The organism is Streptococcus sp. CL8.13 (assembly GCF_049737895.1).
In genome coordinates, this window is the sequence record NZ_JBKOTT010000091.1 from 1 (window position 1) to 3,889 (window position 3,889).

The 3,889-nt window shown below is 41.3% G+C and carries 4 protein-coding genes; all 4 read left to right on the forward strand.

Features of this window, described 5'->3' with window-relative positions; all coding sequences use genetic code 11:
• The first annotated feature begins 163 nt into the window (after window positions 1-163).
• Window positions 164-619 carry a hypothetical protein gene (locus ACLNCN_RS03880; protein ID WP_049543364.1) on the forward strand — a complete coding sequence of 152 codons (456 nt, stop codon included), beginning with the start codon at window positions 164-166 and terminating at the stop codon, window positions 617-619.
• Window positions 620-889: 270 nt separating this feature from the next.
• On the forward strand, window positions 890-1,984 hold the full coding sequence (locus ACLNCN_RS03885) for a cystathionine gamma-synthase (protein ID WP_424844660.1): 1,095 nt from the start codon (window positions 890-892) through the stop codon (window positions 1,982-1,984).
• Between the two features lie 7 nt (window positions 1,985-1,991).
• Complete coding sequence (locus ACLNCN_RS03890) at window positions 1,992-3,158, forward strand: MalY/PatB family protein (protein ID WP_424844661.1); 1,167 nt, start codon at window positions 1,992-1,994, stop codon at window positions 3,156-3,158.
• Between the two features lie 92 nt (window positions 3,159-3,250).
• On the forward strand, window positions 3,251-3,889 hold a 639-nt coding region (locus tag ACLNCN_RS03895), incomplete at its 3' end, for a helicase SNF2 (protein WP_424844662.1).

The window sequence follows — 3,889 nt, forward strand, 5'->3', positions numbered from 1 at the left end:
AATCCTCTTCCAGTGTTAACTGAAGTATGCACATGCTAGGGTAATGTTATAGGAGGGATGCTGTCTACTAAAAAAGTAAGATAAAACGCAATAATTGATAAGTTCTTCTTTTATGTGAAGAGTTCTTATCTGCCTATTTACTAATTTTTATGGAGGTAACATCATGGGAGCTATTATGGAGTTTGCAACAGAAAAACAGATTGAATCATTTCTCTCAACTTGCCACATTGAAGGGCAAAAGAATTTTCTGATGGCTTTTAAGAAAAAGACATGGTTGAAATCCTTTATTGATTTCTTCATTATAGGAGGGACTTACTATGTTCAGTCGAGTGTGAAGCCTAAGATTCTGGCATTCACACCTAAGGGAATCTACTTGATGGACATCAATGATGTAACAGAAAATCATTCTAATAAAGTCGTAGAGATGCCTTGGAATCAAGTTAAAGATTTTACTTATAAGACAGTCTTGAATACAGTTAGGCTGAATTGGAGCTATCAAAATGAAGACTTTATTTTTTCTGTGGATGTCGGTCAGATTAGTCAGCATGTGGGACAGTATCAATTTAACAAAGAGCATTATGACAATTTAGCCCAACAGGATTTCTTTCAGTCAAAGTAAACCCTAGCAATCATTTTCACGAAAGAATCTGGAATATTTTCTGGATTCTTTTTAGCTTTACTATCTAATACTCAATGAAAATCAAAGAGCAAACTAGGAAGCTAGCCGCAAGCTGTACTTGAGTACGGTAAGGCGACGCTGACGTGGTTTGAATTTGATTTTCGAAGAGTATAAGTCTATAGTTTAAAACTATAACCAGCTCTTGAAAAGAAGAAAATGAGTTGATGAAAATAAGTGGTACAATAGTTACTATAGATTTGGAGGTATTGTATGAGCAAGGAATTACACATTAACACAATTTTGGCCCAGGCGGGTATCAAATCAGATGAAGCGACAGGTGCATTGGTGACACCGCTTCATTTTTCAACGACTTATCAGCATCCAGAGTTTGGTCAATCTACTGGATTTGACTATACGCGCACTAAAAACCCAACTCGTAGCAAGGCTGAAGAAGTCTTGGCGGCTATTGAGTTCGCGGACTATGCCCTAGCGACTAGCTCAGGGATGTCAGCTATTGTACTGGCCTTTAGTATCTTCCCAGTAGGAAGTAAGGTCTTGGCTGTGCGTGACCTTTATGGAGGTTCTTTCCGCTGGTTTAACCAAGTGGAGCAGGAAGGCCGTTTCCATTTTACCTATGCCAATACAGAAGAAGAGTTGATTGCCGAGTTAGAAAAGGACGTGGATGTTCTCTATATCGAAACCCCAACCAACCCCTTGATGTTGGAATTTGATATCGAAAAACTAGCAAAATTAGCTCATGCTAAGGGTGCCAAAGTGGTGGTGGACAATACCTTCTACAGCCCTATCTACCAACGTCCGATTGAAGATGGAGCAGATATCGTTCTCCATTCAGCAACCAAGTATCTAGCAGGGCACAATGATGTCTTGGCTGGAGTGGTTGTGACCAATAGTGTAGAACTATACGAGAAGCTCTTTTACAATCTCAATACGACAGGGGCAGTCTTGTCACCATTTGACAGTTATCAATTGATTCGTGGTCTCAAGACCTTGTCTCTTCGTATGGAGCGCTCAACAGCTAACGCCCAAGAAGTGGTTGCCTTTTTGAAGGATTCTCCAGCAGTCAAGGAAGTTCTCTACACTGGTCGTGGAGGCATGATTTCCTTTAAAGTAGCGGATGAAACACGCATTCCTCACATTTTAAACAGCCTCAAGGTCTTCTCTTTTGCGGAAAGTTTGGGTGGGGTGGAAAGTCTCATTACTTATCCAACCACACAAACTCACGCTGATATTCCAGCAGAAGTGCGTCATTCTTACGGTTTGACAGATGACCTCTTGCGTTTATCAATTGGGATTGAGGATGCTAGAGATTTGATTGCAGATTTGCGCCAAGCATTAGAAGGATAAGATAAAGATGGGGAAATATGATTTTACAAGCCTGCCAAACCGTTTAGGGCACCATACCTATAAATGGAAAGAAGCAGAAACGGATAGTGAAGTCCTACCAGCTTGGATAGCGGATATGGACTTTGTAGTCTTGCCTGAAATCCGCCAAGCTGTGCAGACTTATGCTGATCAACTGGTTTATGGCTATACCTATGCCAGTGAAGAGTTAATTAAGGAAGTTCAAAAGTGGGAGGCTACACAACACGGTTACCACTTTGACAAAGAGGCTCTTGTCTTTATCGAGGGTGTGGTACCAGCCATCTCAACAGCTATTCAAGCCTTCACAAAAGAAGGCGAGTCGGTTCTGATTAACACGCCTGTCTATCCACCCTTTGCTCGCAGTGTCAGATTGAACAACCGTAGATTAATTACCAATTCTTTGGTGGAAAAGGATGGTCTGTTTGAGATTGACTTTGACCGACTTGAAAAGGATTTGGTGGAAGAGGATGTGAAGCTCTATATCCTTTGTAATCCTCACAATCCTGGTGGACGTGTTTGGGAAAAAGAAGTGTTGGAGAAGATTGGCCAACTCTGCCAAAAACACGGTGTTTTGTTAGTTTCAGATGAGATTCACCAAGATTTGGCCCTCTTTGGTCACAAACACCAGTCTTTCAATACTGTCAACCCTGACTTTAAAGATTTTGCTATCGTCTTGACCAGTGCCACTAAAACCTTTAACATTGCTGGGACAAAAAATTCCTATGCAGTTATTGAAAATCCTAAGTTGAGACTGGCTTTCCAGAAACGTCAATTGATCAATAATCAGCATGAAATTTCAGGCTTGGGTTATTTGGCGACAGAAGCTGCTTATCGCTATGGGAAGGATTGGTTAGAGGAACTCAAGCAAGTCTTTGAAGACCACATCAATTATGTGGTGGATTTATTTGGAAAAGAGACTAAAATCAAGGTCATGAAACCGCAAGGAACCTACTTGATTTGGCTTGATTTTTCAGCCTATGACCTGACTGATGAAAGATTGCAAGAGCTGTTGAGAAATGAAGCCAAGGTTATCCTCAACCCTGGTTCGGATTATGGAGAGGAAGGAAGTCTCCATGCCCGCCTCAATGTAGCCATGCCTAAATCCCTGCTGCAAGAAGTTTGTCAGCGGATTGTGACGACTTTTGCCAAACGTTAAAAATCCAGCCTTCTAGGAGAAAAGTCATCCTAGAAGGCTATTTTCATAGGGGAAAATATGGTATAATAAAAAGATAAGGTAAAGGTAAAAATATGGCTAAATTGATTCCGGGGAAAGTCCGTATCGAAGGCGTTGCCCTTTATGAAACTGGTAAAGTTGATATCATCAAGGAAAATAATAATCGGCTCTACGCTCGCGTCGCAGAAGAAGAACTGCGCTATAGTTTAGAGGATGATTTGGTTTTTTGTGCCTGTGATTTTTTCCAAAAGAGGGGCTACTGTGTGCATTTAGCGGCGCTGGAGCATTTTCTAAAAAATGATGAGCGTGGTCAGGAAATCTTGCAGAGTCTGGAAGAAGGTCATGAAGAAAAAGAGGCCGTTGAAACCAAGGTGACCTTGGGTGGCAAATTTTTAGAACGAATCTTGTCTCCAAAATCAGACCGCTCCTATGAGTTGTCGGCTGTCGGTCAGGTGGAAGCAGGAAGCAATCATATCTTGTGGACTCTTAGAATCGGGCAAATCAATAGCCAAAAATACTACGTTATTCGGGATATTCCAATCTTTTTAAAAGTCGTCGAGAAGAGAAAACCTTATATGATTGGTAAAACTTATGAGGAGTCTCTATCTTGGGAAGCCTTTAATGAGGAAAGTCAAGAGCTTCTGACTTTCTTACGCGGACTAATGGAGGAAGGACAGGCTCCAGACCTCTTTTTCCAAAACCAAGGTCGGCAC